The sequence below is a fragment of the Citrobacter sp. VF227 genome, from assembly GCF_052950715.1.
The window spans coordinates 1-619 of sequence record NZ_JBRFVF010000149.1 but is presented as its reverse complement, the minus strand read 5'-3'; the positions used below and the strand labels follow the sequence as shown (position 1 = coordinate 619).

1 protein-coding gene is annotated in these 619 nt (G+C 72.5%); it reads right to left on the bottom strand.

Translation table 11 applies throughout. From position 1 onward, the window contains the following. Nucleotides 1–473, bottom strand: a 473-nt coding sequence (locus ACU8YC_RS25575; RefSeq protein WP_446896044.1) for a KUP/HAK/KT family potassium transporter, incomplete at its 3' end; no start/stop codon positions are given. Between the last annotated feature and the right edge of the window lie 146 nt (nt 474–619).

Here is a 619-nt window from a genome sequence, read left to right as displayed (position 1 = left end):
AGCCCCTCGATCGCCGACAGGACCGAGATCGCCGGCGTGATCGCGCCGTCGCCGTAGAGCAGGGCCGCGCCCACCAGCCCGACCACCAGGAGCAGCGCCTTCCACGTGCCCGGCCGGGCCTGACGGGCGCCGAGCAGCGCCAGCATGGCGACGATGCCGCCCTCGCCGCGGTTGTCGGCCCGCAGGATCAGCACCGCGTATTTCAGCGACACGATCAGGATCAGAGCCCACAGGATCAGCGACACCGCGCCCGTGGCGGCTGCCGGCACCGAGGCGCCGCCCGCGGTCGCCGCCTTCACCGCCTCCTTGAACGCGTAGAGCGGGCTCGTGCCGATGTCGCCGTACACGACGCCCAGCGCGCCCAGCATGAGCGCGGCGCCCGGCCCGTGGCGGGTCGCGCCGGGCTTGCGCGCCACCGGCGCCGCCGGAAGATCGACCGCCTGGGCAGCCGCGGAAGGCAGAGCTTGGCTCACGGTCGGGTCCGGTCGATGGCGTCGCTGTTGGGCGAAATCTTAGCGAGTCGCGCGTTCGGCGATAGACTCGGCAGATCTCGCGAGCGATCGCGACGAAGACTCGTCACCCGAACGTGATGACAGTCGAACGCCCGCGGGAGCCCCGC